Below are 13559 nucleotides of genomic sequence, written 5' to 3'. Positions count from 1 at the left end.
AAGGGCTAACATGCCGACCTGTTCCGCGTTTCAGTGCCTTTGCCTACCTTATATGCCCAATCAGACCATCAAGACCCCCTGCGTCGGCCTCTGCTCCACTGTTTACGGTGATCTGGTGTGCCGTGGCTGCAAGCGTTTCCATCACGAAGTGATCAATTGGAATGGTTACGGCGAGGAGGAAAAGCGTGCGGTGTGGCTGCGTCTGGAGCAGTTGCTGTCACAGGTGATGGCGAGCAAGGTCGAGATTTTCGACCCGGCGCGGCTGCGTCAGCAGCTCGAACAGCGCAAGATCCGCTTCGTGCCGCATCAGTCGGAATATTGCTGGGCGTATCAACTGATTGCCCGTGGCGCGCGGGTGATCATTAATCTGGAAGCCTACGGCATGGTGTTGCTGCCGGAGTTTCGCGACTGGGGTCTGCCGCAATTGCGCGATGCCATTGATCGGGAATTCTTCCTGCTTTCGGAAGCGCACTATGAGCGCTACATCGCCCCGGGATTTCTCAAAGACGCCTTCGGCGCCTGAAAGTCAAAAGATCGCAGCCTTCGGCAACTCCTACAGGTAGGACGCATTCCCTTGTAGGAGCTGCCGAAGGCTGCGATCTTTTGATCTTTATTGTTTTACCGCCAACTCCACCAGATGATCCTCAACCTCCTGCGGCTTGAGCACCAGCACATCACTCTCCAGCGCATCCAGTATCACTTCGGCCGTATTCCCGATCAACGCACCTGACAATCCGGAACGCGCGACGGTGCCAATCACCGTGACCGCCGCTTGTAGCTTGTGGGCCATAAACGGAATCAACACATCTGCCGGACCTTCCTCGATATGCAGGTGCGCGTCATCAACGTCGAACTCGGCTTGAAATGCCCGGCATTGCTCGCGATATCGCGCTGCGATGGTTTCGCTGAGCTGCAATGTCGGGTCGGCCGCCGACAGCATCGGCGACGGGTGGGCGCTGATCACGTGCAGATGCGCCTTGGCCAGGCTGGCAATGTCATAGCCGTGATCGATGATCGTCGTGTGCAGATGCCGATGCTCCCCATCGGTATTTCCTACATCGATCGCTGCCAGAATCACCTTGTCCTTCCACGAAGTTGAGGTTTTCACCAGCAGCACCGGTGTAGGGCAGTGACGCAGCAGTTTCCAGTCGGCGGGTGTCAGCAGCGCTTTTTTCAACGAGCTGTCGGGGAAATGCTGTTTGATCACCAGCCCGCAACCTTCGGCTTGCTGCACATCGATGATGGTTTCGTGCAGGCTCTCGTTCCATGCCTGTTCGGTGGTCACGCTGTAACCGTCCGCCAGCAGCGCGGTTTTGAGCACGCTGAGCATGCCGGCGTGATCATGCTTCCTGTCGCACACCAGCAGGTGCAAATGGGCCTGGGTCACGCCAGCGATCAGTTTGGCGCGCTTGAGCGCCAGGCTTTCCGAATGTTCGGGTTCGATGACCACCAGAATGCTGCGAATGGCTTGCATGAGCGGAGTCTCCAACAAAGAAAAGGCACGGCGTTGCACAACTATAGTTGCTGCTTGAACACCTGCGACTTGATGCATATCAACGCCAGCCGCTGGTGGTCTGTCCGCAGGCCGGTATAATCGGCGCCCTTCGCTCGAACACCTTTTGCCGTGAGCCCCATGATCCTTCCCGAAATCCACGAATTCCTTGGCTGCCGCACCCCTGATGCCTGGGTCCAGGCCGCACTGGCCGATCAGGAAACCCTGCTGATTGACCACAAGAACTGCGAGTTCAAGGCTGCCAGCACCGCGCTTAGCCTGATAGCCAAGTACCATTCCCACGTCGACCTCATCAACATGATGTCGCGTCTGGCCCGGGAAGAACTGGTGCACCACGAACAAGTCATGCGCCTGATGAAACGCCGCAAGATCGAACTGCGCCAGCTCCACGCCGGCCGCTACGCTTCGAGCCTGCGCAAAGTGGTGCGCAGCCACGAGCCGGTGAAGCTGGTGGATACCCTGGTGGTCGGCGCGTTTATCGAAGCGCGCAGTTGCGAGCGTTTCGAAGCACTGGTGCCGCATTTGGACGAAGAACTCGGCAAGTTCTACTTTGGTCTGTTGAAAAGCGAGGCACGGCATTTTCAGGGTTATCTGAAACTGGCTTATCAATATGGTGAGGCGAAGGATGTTGCGCAGGTGGTCGAAAGAGTTCGCGCCGCCGAGCAGGAGTTGATCGAATCGCCGGATACGGAATTCCGCTTCCACAGCGGCGTGCCTGCCGCTGTGTGAACCCGTCTATGTAGGAGCTGCCGAAGGCTGCGATCTTTTGATCTTGCTTCCAAAATCAAAAGATCGCAGCCTGCGGCAGCTCCTGCAGGGAAACTGTTAAAAACTCTTAAGAGTATGAAACATCGCCGAAAACCGGCCCCCGCGGCCGGTTTTTGCTGCCCGCGATAAACGTCTTGCCCCTGAATGCCGCCATAATGCCGCCCACTTCACAGACGGTTGGCAGATGGTCGTTATGGATAACCTGGGTTTTGGCAAAGTCCTGCTGGTGGAAGACGATGAGCGCCTCGCCACGCTGATCGCCCACTTCCTCGAACAACATGGCTACGAGGTGCGCACGGTGCATCGCGGTGATCTGGCCGTGGCGGCTTTTCTGGAGTTCAGACCCAAGGTCGTGGTGCTCGACCTGATGCTGCCGGGGCAGAGCGGTCTGCATGTGTGCCGGGAAATACGCAGTGTGTCGGACACGCCGATTGTCATCCTGACGGCCAAGGAAGACGACCTCGATCATATTCTCGGCCTGGAGTCCGGTGCTGATGACTACGTGATCAAACCGATCAAGCCGCCGGTGCTGCTGGCCCGATTGCGCGCCTTGCAGCGCCGGCAGGTACCGGACAGCAGTGTGGTGCATTTCCTTGAATTCGGTCAGTTGAGCATCGATCGCAGTTGTCGCGAAGTGCGATTGGCGGGCGAGATCATCGAACTGACCACCATGGAGTTCGAGCTGCTGTGGCTGCTGGCCAGTGCCGCCGGCAATACGCTGTCACGCGATGACATCCTCAATCGCATGCGCGGTATTGCCTTTGATGGGCTTAACCGCAGCGTCGACGTGTACATCAGCAAGCTGCGCAACAAGCTCAAGGACAACCCCCGCGAACCGGTGTGCATCAAGACCGTGTGGGGCAAAGGTTATCTGTTCAATCCGTTTGCGTGGGAGTTGTAGATGCTGCGGTTATTCCTCGGGCTGTTTCTGGTGATGACGGTCGGTCTGGTGCTGGCGTTGCAGACAGTCGAACACACTTTCAACGCGTTGCTCGACAACCAGATGCAGGCCTACAACCGCGAGGCTGTGCGCGGTCAGGCGTGGTCATTGGTGGACCATTTGCGCGGACGCCAGGGCGCCGATCGTGAGCAGCAACTGGAGAGCTTGCGGCCACATTACGGCCTGTCACTGAAACTGGTCGAGGCCGATCAACTGGCCCTGACGCCAGAGGAAAAAGCTCAGTTGGCGCAGAATGTGTTGGTGATCCGCGACAGCTACACCCAGTTCATCAGCAACATTGACGGCGGTACGCAGGTGCTCAGCATCAAACTCCCGCCAGAACCGAGCCTGATGCCGTTCTACATCGCCGCGGCTTACGGGATGCTGGCGGTGTTGATCGGCATCGTCCTGTTTTTCTGGGTGCGCCCGCACTGGCGTGACCTGGAGAAACTGCGTCTGGCGGCAGAGCGTTTTGGCGACAACGATCTGTCGGCACGCATTCAGTTGTCCAAACGCTCGAACATCCGCGATCTGGCCGAGCACTTCAACTTGATGGCGGCGCGCATCGAAGGCCTGATCGCCAATCAGCGTGAACTGACCAACGCCGTCTCCCACGAGCTGCGCACGCCGATTGCACGGCTGTCGTTCGAACTCGACCAGCTCAAGCAGTTGCCGGACGCCAGTCAGAACCGCGAACTGATTGCCGACATGTACGCCGACCTTGGCGAGTTGGAGGAAATGGTTTCGGAGCTGCTCACCTACGCCAGCCTTGAGCGGGGTGCGACGGTGATCAAGCGCGAGAACATCCAGGCGGCCAATTGGCTTGATAGTGTCGTCGGCAGCGTGGCGCTGGAGGCGGAAGCAGCGGGGGTGCAGTTGTTGATCGGTGAGTGCCGGCTCGACACGGTGCGCATCGAACCGCGCTTCATGGCGCGGGCGGTGATCAACCTGCTGCGCAATGCCATTCGCTATGCCGAGCAGCGCGTCGAAGTGACGTTGGTGCGCACCGGGGACTGTTACGAAGTGCGGGTCAACGACGACGGGCCCGGCGTACCGGTCCATGGCCGGGAGAAGATTTTCGAACCGTTCTCGCGGCTGGATGCCAGCCGCGATCGGCGTACCGGTGGTTTTGGATTGGGGCTGGCGCTGGTGCGGCGGGTGTCGCAGTCCCATGGCGGACAGGTTGAAGTCGGCGATTCGCCGTGGGGCGGAGCGTCGTTTCGGATGACGTGGGCGCATCTGGATTAATGCTGTTGGCTGTACTGGCCTTATCGCTGGCAAGCCAGCTCCCACAGGATTTGTAGGTGTATCGGGATGGCTTGGGTGCCTGTGCTGACCCCGTCGCGAGCGGGCTCACTCCTACAGTTGAAACGCGGTCCCCTGTGGGAGCTGGCTTGCCAGCGATGAGGCCGGGATCTGCAACATTGATGTCGACTGGTTCACCGCTATTGCTGGCAAGCCAGCTCCAACAGGGGATAAAGGCGACTTCCGGAAATATTTATTGGGTCAGCCCGAGGCGTTCATGCCAGTGGGCGATGGACTCTTCAGGGTAACGCTCGAATTGAATCTTGCGGCAGATCGAGCAATAGCAGGGTTGATAAGGGTAGGGGTGGGCACTGGTGAGGCTGAATGAAACCTCGCCGCAATGGCAGGAGCCTTCGAGGTGCATGGGTGCTCTCCGATAGCAGGGTTGAGCGCTTGAGCCTGGATCATTCTGCCGGGTGCCTGCCGGTGTGATTCGACGCGTGCCCGCAGCGTCTAGCCCCTGTGTCCCCGCAATCCCATGGGGCGAGACTTCGGAACCCGGCATGCAAGCGCTGTTGAACGAGATCCTTGACGCTGTCCGGCCGCTGATCGGGCAGGGCAAGGTGGCTGACTATATTCCCGCCCTCGGCACCGTGCCGGCCAATCAATTGGGCATCGCCGTGTACGGCAATGATGGCGAGATGTATTGCGCTGGCGACGCCGAAACGCCGTTTTCGGTGCAGAGTATTTCCAAGGTGTTCAGCCTGGTGCAGGCCATCGATCATTCTGGCGAAGCGATCTGGGAACGCCTTGGCCATGAGCCGTCCGGTCAGCCGTTCAACTCGCTGGTGCAGCTGGAATTCGAGCGCGGGCGCCCATGCAACCCGTTCATCAACGCTGGCGCGCTGGTGATCTGCGATATCAACCAGTCGCGTTTCGCCGCACCGACCCTGTCGATGCGTGACTTCGTCCGGCGTTTGTCGGGCAACCCTCAGATCATGATCGACGGTAAAGTCGCCGAATCCGAATATCAGCATCGCGCGCGCAATGCGGCGATGGCTTACCTGATGCAGTCCTTCGGCAATTTCCACAACGACGTCGAAGCGGTGCTGCGCAGTTACTTCAGCCACTGCGCCCTGCGCATGAACTGCATCGATCTGGCCCGGGCGTTCTGCTTCCTGGCCAATGACGGTTATTGCAAGCACAGCGGTGAACAGATTCTGACTCGGCGTCAGACTCAGCAGGTCAACTCGATCATGGCCACCAGTGGTCTGTACGACGAGGCGGGCAACTTCGCCTATCGCGTCGGTCTGCCGGGGAAAAGCGGCGTCGGCGGCGGGATCGTCGCGGTAGTGCCGGGGCAATTCACGGTGTGCGTGTGGTCGCCTGAGCTGAATGCCGCGGGCAATTCGCTGGTGGGGATGGCGGCGCTGGAGATGCTCAGTTCGCGGATTGGCTGGTCGGTGTTTTAACCCTATGGCACGAACGCTGAAAAACCCTGTGGGAGCTGGCTTGCCAGCGATGGCGGCGGATCAGGCAACATCAATTTTGAATGTGCCGGCCTCATTGCTCGCAAGCCAACTCCCACAGGGTTAGTCATGTTTGCAGAAGGTGTATTTCAGCGAAGAATCCTATACATTTTCCGACCGCCCTCTGCATGGTGAATCCGCTTCATGTCTCTTGCGCTCGAACGTCTAGTCGCTGGCACGCCGATCCCTTTCGCTGGTAACCGCGTCACTGTGGTCAGCCCCGAACTGGCTGCGCGTTTTCAGCCCGGTGACCACCTTTTGGTGGAGCAGGTGAGTGGCGAGTTACTGCTGATTCCGGTGGTGGATCAACAAGCGGCTTCTGTTGCTATCGAGCGCGCGGCTGCGGCGTTTAGCGCATTGTCGGCGGTGTCGGACGAGGCGATCAGCCAATTCTTCGATCTGTTCGCGCAACGTCTGGAAACTGCCGAATGCTGGGCGCAGATCGAAGCCGCCAACCTCACCGATATCGAGCGTGCCAAGGCTCGCGGACGCTCCACTACACGGCTGCTCGCCGATGAGCGCATGCGCCGCGACATGATTGCCGGTCTGCGGGCCTGGCGTGATGCGCCACCGACGCGCGGCAAAGTCATCAGCAGCGTCGAGCACGACGGCTGGAAGGTCGAGCAAGTGGTTTCGCCACTGGGCATTGTCGCGTTTGTCTTCGAAGGTCGCCCGAATGTATTTGCCGATGCTGCCGGGGTTCTGCGCACCGGCAACACTGCGGTGCTGCGCATTGGCAGTGATGCGTTGGGCACGGCGCAAGCCATCGTCACCCACGCTTTGAACCCGGCGCTGGCGGCGGCGGGTCTTCCGGCCGGGGCGGTGTCGTTGGTGGAGAGCGTCAATCACGCAGCCGGTTGGGCGATGTTTGCCGATCGGCGCCTGTCGCTGGCGGTGGCTCGCGGATCGGGGCGTGCGGTCAGTCAGTTGGGCAGCATTGCGCAGCAGGCGGGGACTGCGGTCAGCCTGCATGGCACCGGCGGTGCGTGGTTGATTGCCGATCGAGAGGCTGACGCTCAGCGCTTCGCGGCAGTGGTGCGCAACTCGCTGGATCGCAAGGTCTGCAACACCCTGAATGTCTGCCTGATTCAGCGCGAACGTGCTGCTGAACTGGTGCCGCTGTTCCTTGATGCGTTGCAACAGGCCGGCAACGCACGCGGGCAGGGCTGCAAGTTGCACATCGTCGAAGGCAGTGAAAACTGCCTGCCGACCGAATGGCAGAGCGCGACGGTGCAGGTTTATCGCGCCGAGGGGTATCAGACTGAAGCGCTGGCCGAACCACTGGCGGAATCTGCGTTGGGTCGCGAGTGGGAATGGGAGGAAACGCCGGAAGTCAGCCTGATGATCGTTGAAGATCTGGATCAGGCGATTGCGCTGTTCAACCGTTATAGCCCGCAATTTACCGTGTCGCTGATCAGTGAAAGTGCGCAGGTTCAGGAGCGTTTTTACAACGCAGTCAACGCACCGTTCGTGGGCAACGGCATTACCCGTTGGGTCGATGGTCAATACGCCCTGAACAAGCCGGAACTGGGGCTTTCGAACTGGGAGAGCGGGCGGTTGTTTGCGCGCAGTGCGATCCTTTCGGGGGATGGCGTATTTACTGTCCGCAGTCGCATGACTCAAACGGATCTCACCGTAAAACGCTGAACGGCATACCTTGTGTAGGAGCTGCCGCAGGCTGCGATCTTTAAAGGCCAGATCAAACGATCGCAGCCTTCGGCAGCTCCTACAGGCGTCTATTCAGGCAGCGGCTTTTGCTTGAACTGCGCAAACTGCCGGTTGCTCGGCCAGCGGTACAAAGGTGCGGCGGTCCGAGGACAACGCATCAATCGAGCCGGTCTCGATGTCGTACACCCAGCCATGCAAATTCAGCAGGCCTTTCTCCTGCGCCAGGCGCACGCTCGGATGGGTCTGGATATTCGCCAATTGCGCGATCACGTTTTCGCGCACCATCGAACTCAATTTCGCCGCGTCACTGGCATGCGGCCGCGCCTCATTCACCACTTTCGCCGACTCGGCATGCTGCAGCCAACCGCTGACAGCGGGCAGGTGATCCATGCATTTGCACTGGGCAATCGCCGTCATCGCACCGCAGTCAGAATGGCCGCAGATCACAATGTCGGTGACGCCGAGCACCGCCACGGCGTATTCCACCGTCGCCGAAACCCCACCCGGATGCGGGCTGTAGGACGGCACGATATTGCCGGCATTGCGGATCACAAACAGTTCGCCGGGTTCTTGCTGGGTCAGCAGTTCCGGCACGACACGGCTGTCGGAACAGGTGATGAATAATGTGCCGGGCTGTTGGGTGGTCGCCAGGTGTTTGAACAGTTCGGTGCGTTGCGGGAAGGCTTCGTTCTGGAACTTCAGGAAACCGTCGATCAGGGCTTTCATGTGCATGTCCTCTTCAATGGAGATCGGTGGGCCCGCACGCGAGGTGCGGGCCGGGGCGCATCAGAACGGGCGCAGGGGCAGGAACTTGCCGTCGAGGGTGACCACGGCGCGGGAACCGCCTTCCGGGTCTTCGACTTTCTTGATGTCCAGTTTGAAGTTGATCGCGCTGATGATGCCGTCGCCGAATTGCTCATGAACCAGGGCTTTGAGGGTGGTGCCGTAGATCTGGATCATCTCGTGGAAACGGTAGATGGTCGGATCGGTCGGCACACCGCTGAGGCTGCCGCGCAACGGGATGATCTGCATCGCCGATACATCGGCTGCATCCAGCTCAAGTTTGTCGCCGACGACTTGGGCAGCGTTTTCCGGCAGTGGGTGCTGGCCGAGCAGGGCGGCGGTGACGAACGCCAGGCTCAGGCCGGTGCCGTCGGTGAGATCCTGCCATGACAGATTTTTGCGTGCCTTGGCGTCGAGAATGCGGGTGGTCAGGGCCAGGCTGGTGTCGTTGTAGGCGTGGGACTGTTGCATGGTGTCACTCCTTTCAGGGGTTGGCTTGCTGTGTGGGATTGATCTTCTGCCGATTGGCCCATAGCGTCCAAGACCCATATACAATGCTTTACATAAGTCCTGCCTATAGATGGTCCGCCCGATGCTGTTAAGACATTTGCGTTATCTGCTCGCCGTTGCCGATCACGGCGGCTTCACCCGCGCTGCTGAAGCGCTGCATGTCTCGCAGCCGACGCTGTCGCAACAGATTCGCCAGCTCGAGGAAACCCTGGGGGTGAACCTGTTTGATCGCACCTCACGATCGGTCAAGCCGACCGATGCCGGCGAGGCTTATATCGAATGCGCGCGGCGGGTGCTGGTGGAGCTGGAGGCGGGCAAGCGGGCGCTGCATGACGTGAAGGATCTGTCGCGTGGCACCCTGCGTCTGGCCATGACGCCGACGTTCATGGCGTATCTGGTCGGGCCGCTGGTACGCGACTACATGGCGCGATTTCCGGGGATTCATCTGGAAATTTTCGAGTTGTCGATGGATGACATTGAGGCGGGTCTGGCGGATGACTCGCTGGATATCGCCATTGCCTTCACCCCGGTGCGCAATGCGGATATTGAATGTATTCCGGCGTTCACCGAAGCATTGGGAATCATGATCGGGCGCGAGCACCCGTTGTACGACAGCACGTTGAGGCTGACGCCGGATGACATCGCACAGCTGGATTTTGCCTTGCTGGCGCCGGACTACATCACGCGCTTATCGGTGGATGAGTATTTCCGTCAGCACGGCATCACGCCCAAGGTGCGTATTGAAGTGAATTCGGTCAGTACGCTGCTGGAGGTGGTGCGACATTCGCCGATTGCGACGATGTTGCCGGAGGCGATTGCGACTGAGGATCGCGCTTTGCGCAGGCTGCGGGTAGAAAGCGAAGCGCCGCAGCGAGGGGCGGCGTTGTTGCGGCGCAGGAATAATTATCACAGTGCGGCGGCGGTGGCGTTTGTGGAACTGGTGTTGAGCATGGGAAGCCCCTCACCCTAACCCTCTCCCGGAGGGAGAGGGAACTGACCGAAGTGTTGGTGGCTAATGCAGCGACCTGAAATATTGAAGTTTGTATATCGCAAGCACGCTCGAGATCGGCTCCCTCTCCCTTCGGGAGAGGGCTGGGGTGAGGGGATAGATTTAACTAACACCACAAAGCTTACGCCATACACAAAAAAGGGCCTGCTCCATCGCTGGAAGCAGGCCCTCTTGTTATTTAAGTTGTAAATCAGCAGAACCGATCAATCACCCGAACTTCATTCTTGTTCTGCATCGAGTCCCACGCTTGTTTCAGCGTCTGCAGAACATTACCGATGAAGTCCTTGTCGGCCGCGGCTTTTTTGCCGACATAACCTTGGCCGCGGCGGTACATCTTCAGGCGGGCCAGCAGGTTCTGATTGTTGCGGTCGAACTCTTCTTCGCCAGCGTGTGGCGCCAGGCAGTCGATGTGCACTTGGCCCGATTTGCTGATCCACAGAATATGGCTGTCGAGGCTGTCTTTTTGCGCAGCGAACATACGAGCCAGTTCTTCGATAGTAGGTTGATTGTTCAGATTCATGATTTTGCCCCTTGACCAGTTTGGTGATCTTTCTAAGTTGATTCGCTAATACAGGTAGCCCATCGGTTAGTTGATCCCTGGCACCGAAACCAGGACGTCAGCGGTCGCCCGTTTGAAATACGGGGTCGTGCATCTGTTGCATGTAGTCGTGTTGAATAACTGCTACGCGATAGCGTCACAACGAGGAGAAGCAGCGAAAACCGGGAGGCCCTTGTCGACGTTTTCAGGGTCGACCACAAGCGTCTTGAGAATTTTCGCCAGCGCTTCTCGTCCTTGTACTGGACGTTCAGGCCAGGTCAGCTTCTTCAATCTGCCTTGTGGGCAGCGTGTATCCGGAAAAAACAACTCGGCGGTCAGACGAGTTTGCTCAAGCGTGTTACCCGTGTTCCCGATCGGGGAACGTCTTCATCATGCAAAAGCAAAACGACGCCGTCAACGGTTTTGTAGTGATTATTTTTGAGCACTACATATTGTCGGACAAAGCTGTTTTGGAATGAGAACGGATCCGTTCAGGCAACGGAAACGGGGCTGCGCAGGGTGTAGAAGGTGCACGGGTAACCGTCTACATCGCGGTGGCTCAAGGTGAATTCGACGCCGACCAATTCCGGCATCAGCCTGGCCCAGAAGCGTTGTGCAGGCAGGTTGGCGTCGATATGGAAAATCTGCCACCGACCGGGGATTTGGCTCAAGAGGGCAGAGACGACAAACTGCGCGACGCCTTGGCCACGCATGCGCCGGGTGACGAAGAAGTAGCCGATATTGAATTCGGCGCCGTCGATGTGGGTATCTTCATCCACCGTGATGAAGCCGGCGAGTTCGCCATCGACGCGGATAAGAAAGGGTCGGGTGGCCGGATGGCGCCAGTAAGCGTCTTTTGGCTGGAGGGCGAAGAAGCCATGCCCGGCGAGCTTCAGCGGTAGCCATTCGCTGAAGTCGTACATGTAGAACTGCATCAGGTTTTCGATGATTTGCAGTTCGTCACGCTGGGCGGGGTGGAGTTCGATGTCAGGCATGCTTTGGGTTCCTGAGGGTGATGAACCTTTCAGGAACAGTAGCGCGTTTTACTTTTTGGCTGCCGGTTTCGCCGTGCGTTTGGTTGTGCCGGTTGATTTGCTGCGCGTCGATTTGCGCTTGTTCTTCCACGGCGTAGCAGCCTTGCCGGCAGGCGGTGGGCCGCTGATGGTCAGGCTCAGGCCGGAACAGCGAGTCACCTGCTTGCTCATCCACGCCGCTTGCTTGGTGACGAATTCTTCCAGACTCATCTCACCGCTCTGCACCATGTCCAGCGCCTGCTCCCAGATCGCCGTGGTGCCGGGGTCGGCAATCGCTCGGGGGACGGCGTCGATCAGACTGAACGCCGCCGGTGTAGCCGCAAGTGCCTTGCCGTTTTTCACCAGATAACCGCGATCGAGCAAACCCTGAATGATCGATGCACGGGTGGCTTCGGTGCCGATGCCGGTCGTGTCCTTGAGCTTTTGTTTGAGCAGCGGATCTTCCACCAGTTTGGCAACGTTTTTCATCGCCTTGATCAGATCGCCTTCGGTGTAGGGCTTGGGTGGCTGCGTCCACAAATCCTTGAGCTTTACATCAGCAACGGCGCAATCGATACCCTGGCCAAGCGTCGGCAAGGTCTGCGGTGCCGGCGCTTCACGGCCCTTGGTCGGTGCCAGTGCCTCGGGCAGTGCGCGCTTCCAGCCCGGTTCGATGATCTGTTTGCCGACGGCACGCAACGCTTCACCGGCGCAATCGAAATCAGCCTGGGTGCGGTCGTATTCATGGTTGGGTAGAAACTGCGCCAGGTACCGCGCGCGGATGAGTGTGTAAACCGCGCGGTGCTTGCCCGTCAGGCGTTCAAGGTTCTTCGCCGCAGCGGTCGGGATGATGCCGTGGTGCGCGGTGACTTTGCTGTCGTTCCACGCCCGGGAGCGACGTTGCGGCTCTAGAAAGCCTTGCAGCGCTTCGAGACTCGGGTCGGCCTGACGCAGTGCCGCGAGAATCCCCGGTGCCTCACCGTGCTGGCTCAGCGGCAGAAAACCGCAATCGCTGCGCGGATAGGTGACGACTTTGTAGGTTTCGTAGAGTGCCTGGGCGATGTCGAGGGTTTCCTGCGCCCCGAGGCCGAGTTTTTTCGAGCAGACTTCCTGCAACGTACCGAGGTCGAAAGGCAGGGGCGCCACTTCACGCATGCGCTCGGTGCGCAGCTTGACGACCCGAGCAGTGGCGGCGCTGGCGATCGCGGCGGCTGCTTGTTGCGCGAGTGCCTGATTCAAACAACGATCCTGATCATCACAGACGTCCGACGGCGCGCGCCATTGCGCGGTGAACGGCGTGCCGTTGTGCAGCAGTTGCACGTCGATCGCCCAAAACGGCACCGGCACGAAGTCGGCGATGCTGCGATCGCGATCCACCACCAGGCGCAATGTCGGTGTCTGTACTCGACCGACCGGCAACACACCTTGATAGCCCGACTGCCGACCGAGCAGGGTGAACAGGCGGCTCATGTTCATGCCTATCAGCCAATCCGCCCGGGAGCGACCCAGTGCCGAGTGATACAGGCTGAACGTCTCGGCACCTGGCTTCAACGCGGCCAAGGCCTTGCGAATCGACGCCTCGTCCAGTGCCGACAGCCACAAGCGGCGGATCGGCCCGCGATAGCGGCAATGCTCGACCAGTTCCCGGGCAATCATCTCGCCCTCACGGTCGGCATCGGTGGCGATGATCAGTTCGCTGGCCTCGCCGAGCAGGCGTTTGACGGCTTTGTACTGACTGGCGGTTCGCGGCTTGACGGTCATTTTCCATTTGTCCGGAATGATCGGCAGATCCGCCAGTACCCAGCGCTTGTAGCGTGCGTCGTAGGCGTCCGGCGGAGCGGTTTCCAGCAAATGGCCGATGCACCAGGTCACCGTGACTTCTGTTCCCAGCCAGCAGCCGTCGCCCCGGCGCTTGGCACCGAGGACGGCCGCAATGTCTTTGGCCTGGGAAGGTTTTTCACAGAGGTACAGCCGCATAACTACCACGTCGATCAATGTCCGAAGAGGTGCACAGAATGGCCGCACTTACGCCCAGGGGCAACT

13 protein-coding genes and 1 pseudogene are annotated in these 13559 nt (G+C 59.3%); 7 read left to right on the top strand and 7 right to left on the bottom strand.

Annotation, left to right across the window (positions count from 1 at the left end):
* Positions 1–52 precede the first annotated feature (52 nt).
* Complete coding sequence (locus JJD74_RS04085; protein ID WP_047301825.1) at positions 53–523, top strand: DUF1289 domain-containing protein; 471 nt, start codon at positions 53–55, stop codon at positions 521–523.
* Positions 524–610: 87 nt separating this feature from the next.
* Here the strand turns inward: JJD74_RS04085 and JJD74_RS04080 are convergent, their stop codons facing one another.
* Complete coding sequence (locus JJD74_RS04080) at positions 611–1474, bottom strand: universal stress protein (protein ID WP_042559627.1); 864 nt, start codon at positions 1472–1474, stop codon at positions 611–613.
* Positions 1475–1633: 159 nt separating this feature from the next.
* Here JJD74_RS04080 and JJD74_RS04075 point away from each other — a divergent pair, with 159 nt between their 5' ends.
* The 3 genes from JJD74_RS04075 to JJD74_RS04065 all read left to right on the top strand — a co-directional run bounded on the left by JJD74_RS04075 (position 1634) and on the right by JJD74_RS04065 (position 4469).
* Positions 1634–2242: a tRNA-(ms[2]io[6]A)-hydroxylase gene (locus tag JJD74_RS04075; protein WP_042559626.1), complete on the top strand. Its 609-nt coding sequence runs from the start codon at positions 1634–1636 to the stop codon at positions 2240–2242.
* Positions 2243–2474: 232 nt separating this feature from the next.
* Positions 2475–3182, top strand: coding sequence for a response regulator (locus tag JJD74_RS04070; protein ID WP_042559625.1), 708 nt, complete (start codon positions 2475–2477; stop codon positions 3180–3182).
* On the top strand, positions 3183–4469 hold the full coding sequence (locus JJD74_RS04065; RefSeq protein ID WP_200611625.1) for an ATP-binding protein: 1287 nt from the start codon (positions 3183–3185) through the stop codon (positions 4467–4469).
* 313 nt (positions 4470–4782) lie between these two features.
* Here JJD74_RS04065 and JJD74_RS31320 read toward each other — a convergent pair.
* Positions 4783–4890 (bottom strand): annotated as a pseudogene (locus tag JJD74_RS31320) (GFA family protein); the annotation flags it as partial.
* 139 nt (positions 4891–5029) lie between these two features.
* Here JJD74_RS31320 and glsB point away from each other — a divergent pair.
* Both glsB and JJD74_RS04050 read left to right on the top strand, forming a co-directional pair.
* Positions 5030–5938, top strand: coding sequence for a glutaminase B (gene glsB, locus JJD74_RS04055; RefSeq protein WP_200611621.1), 909 nt, complete (start codon positions 5030–5032; stop codon positions 5936–5938).
* Positions 5939–6139: 201 nt separating this feature from the next.
* A complete protein-coding gene (locus tag JJD74_RS04050) occupies positions 6140–7642 on the top strand; it encodes an aldehyde dehydrogenase family protein (protein WP_200611618.1) in 1503 nt (500 codons plus the stop codon).
* Positions 7643–7735: 93 nt separating this feature from the next.
* Here the strand turns inward: JJD74_RS04050 and JJD74_RS04045 are convergent, their stop codons facing one another.
* Both JJD74_RS04045 and cynS read right to left on the bottom strand, forming a co-directional pair.
* Complete coding sequence (locus JJD74_RS04045) at positions 7736–8389, bottom strand: carbonic anhydrase (RefSeq protein ID WP_115147428.1); 654 nt, start codon at positions 8387–8389, stop codon at positions 7736–7738.
* Between the two features lie 60 nt (positions 8390–8449).
* Positions 8450–8917 carry a cyanase gene (gene cynS, locus JJD74_RS04040; RefSeq protein ID WP_042559621.1) on the bottom strand — a complete coding sequence of 156 codons (468 nt, stop codon included), beginning with the start codon at positions 8915–8917 and terminating at the stop codon, positions 8450–8452.
* Between the two features lie 121 nt (positions 8918–9038).
* On the opposite strand from cynS, the gene cynR reads away from it, so the two are divergent.
* Positions 9039–9926, top strand: a complete 888-nt coding sequence (gene cynR, locus JJD74_RS04035) for a transcriptional regulator CynR (RefSeq protein ID WP_200611615.1) — start codon at positions 9039–9041, stop codon at positions 9924–9926.
* Between the two features lie 229 nt (positions 9927–10155).
* Here the strand turns inward: cynR and JJD74_RS04030 are convergent, their stop codons facing one another.
* From JJD74_RS04030 to JJD74_RS04020, 3 genes are all read right to left on the bottom strand, one after another.
* Positions 10156–10485 (bottom strand): hypothetical protein, encoded by a 330-nt coding sequence (locus JJD74_RS04030; RefSeq protein ID WP_042559618.1) that lies wholly within the window; start codon positions 10483–10485, stop codon positions 10156–10158.
* Between the two features lie 509 nt (positions 10486–10994).
* Positions 10995–11498 (bottom strand): GNAT family N-acetyltransferase, encoded by a 504-nt coding sequence (locus JJD74_RS04025; RefSeq protein ID WP_200611612.1) that lies wholly within the window; start codon positions 11496–11498, stop codon positions 10995–10997.
* A gap of 48 nt (positions 11499–11546) precedes the next feature.
* Positions 11547–13493, bottom strand: coding sequence for a DNA topoisomerase III (locus tag JJD74_RS04020; protein WP_200611601.1), 1947 nt, complete (start codon positions 13491–13493; stop codon positions 11547–11549).
* Positions 13494–13559 lie beyond the last annotated feature (66 nt).

It is taken from the genome of Pseudomonas sp. MF6776 (assembly GCF_016613125.1).
Classification (GTDB): Bacteria; Pseudomonadota; Gammaproteobacteria; order Pseudomonadales; family Pseudomonadaceae; genus Aquipseudomonas; species Aquipseudomonas iridis.
This window is presented reverse-complemented; position numbering and strand designations above follow the sequence as displayed.